Annotated in this window: 2 protein-coding genes and 1 pseudogene; all 3 read right to left on the reverse strand. The window is 60.7% G+C overall.

What is annotated here, in order from left to right; all coding sequences use genetic code 11:
* Nucleotides 1-658 (reverse strand): annotated as a pseudogene (locus AC1DUU_RS30755) (hypothetical protein); the annotation flags it as partial.
* 40 nt (nucleotides 659-698) lie between these two features.
* Entirely contained in the window at nucleotides 699-1619 is a 921-nt protein-coding gene (locus tag AC1DUU_RS30760) for a hypothetical protein (protein ID WP_476787098.1), read from the reverse strand.
* A partial coding sequence (locus tag AC1DUU_RS30765; protein ID WP_476787099.1) for a hypothetical protein occupies nucleotides 1616-1937 on the reverse strand: 322 nt, incomplete at its 5' end. The genes AC1DUU_RS30765 and AC1DUU_RS30760, both read right to left, overlap by 4 nt.

A 1937-nucleotide genomic window follows, 5' to 3' on the forward strand; every position in this document is an offset into this window, starting at 1 on the left:
CTCTGTCGCCCTTGGAAGCCGTGACCTTCCAGACAGTCTGCCAATTGGCGCCAACGCCTGGCTCAGTAGCCGCGCCGGAAGTGTGCGCCACAAAGCAGCGGTAAGACGTACCGTTGCGAGTCAGGCCGTCGTTGTAATCGAAAGTGGCGCCAAGCGACCAGCCGGCCTCAATCCAGTGCAGGACACCAGCGGGACCAGCGGGGCCGGTGATATCGAACGGGCCATCCCAGCCGCTTGCGGTTCGCCGATAAAACTCGAGGCTATAGCCGTTCTCGACGCGCAGCCAGAGATAGCCAACGGCCGGCACTGGCGACAACGCATTGCGCTCTGCCAAGGTGCCAGCGCCGTCGGGATGAATGCCGGCAAGCGCAAGCTTGGTCAGGATTTGCGCCAGCCGATCATTGATCCATGCTGCGCGCACGGCTTCTGAGGTCTCGCGCGCAATGGCGTAGCTACCGCTGGCCGTTGTGCCGGGCCACCCGTAGGCGAGCGTCAGCGACGTGTCGCTCTCAACGCTGATGATCGGCACTGACTGCCCAGCAAAGCTGAACATGCCGCCAGTGACCAGCGCCACATTCCAAGCCGTGTCTGTGCCCGCCACAATAGGCGAGYCGTTCGACACGGAAGCCGTGCCGGCCAAATAAACCGAAGATGTCATGATTGGCCCTTTGGAGGCTGAAGGGGATTATAGGCCGCCGCTAGGTGTCGAGGACGTTGTCCAAGACCCAGTACCGCCAGGTGGTGGGGACGTCTAAATAGAAGTTCGAGCCATAGTCCTTGACGACCATGAGATCGAAACCGGTCGTATCGACGGACACCTGGTAGTGCGGATGTTGGCGGCCATAGGTATTATTTGCCACCCAATACCGCACCGGCGTGACGTCGATTCCACCGTCCGACCTGATGCCAGCGGCAAACACCGGTGGCGGGCGAGTGAACCCCTTCGAGAAGTTCACCCTCGCCCGCTTGTAGCGATCGCCGCCAGTACCGGCGAAGTCAACAACGCCCACGAGTCCGGTTTCATAGACGCGCGCCGCGATGCCGCTTGAGGAGAAGAACATGTTCTCCTCGGTCGCCGTATCGACGCTGTAGCCGGGCCGGGCGATCTTGATGCCGTCCTTGTTGATGCGCACACGCGGACCAGCCGCACCTGGCCCTGGCACACCCGCAACATTCGCGCTGCGAGTCAGGATGTAATAGCAGCCATTAGGAGAAAAGGCCGTGTTCAGGCCCTTCTGAAACCGAATGGTGAGGCTGCCGCCAGACGCGGTGCCGGAGACGAAATAGTTGATGATCTGATAGTTTCGGCCAGCGCTGCCCGACCCCTCGGAGAAATGCGCGGGGAACGCTATCTGGTTGTTCTGATCGACCGGAAAGAGGTGAATGGTCGGCGTGACCCCGATGTTGGGGATGCCTACTGCGACCGATTCATCCCGCGTTGCATCGCCAGTGAAGCCAATAAAGGGACACTGGACATAGCCAAAAGCATAGGGCTGCGAGAACATGAAGTCCTCGTGCGCGATGAATTGGTGCAAAGCCGCCGTATCCACGTCGACGCCGGGCATTGAAACCCGAAACATCGGCGTTGGCCCATTGAGCTTGATCTTGCCGCGCTTCATTGGGCTCTCAATCGATAGACCTGGTAGACGACATTGAAAATTGTGCCGTCAGGCGGGTCACTGATCCCATTGCGGAGCCAAAGCCCGGAGGGGTAACAAATGAAGCGCGGGACACYGGCCGCCGGGTAATTGTATTGGAAGAACCCCGATACCGCCCCCGGCGAACCGTTCTGGACGACCGCCAGCGGCGTGTATCCAAGGCTCGGCCAGGTGGCGATGTAGGCACCGCCGCCACCCGGAATAGCGCCCGACCAAGACCCCGATCGGTAGATGAACAGCCCGCCGGCATCCTCGCTATCGAAGATGACGGCATTGGGC

The sequence above is a fragment of the Aminobacter sp. P4_H6_2 genome, assembly GCF_056400805.1.

Bases quoted from the DNA above. Each gene is read 5' to 3' on its own strand.
- AC1DUU_RS30760 (WP_476787098.1), bottom strand. From the start codon at position 1,619: ATGAAGCGCGGCAAGATCAAGCTCAATGGGCCAACGCCGATGTTTCGG.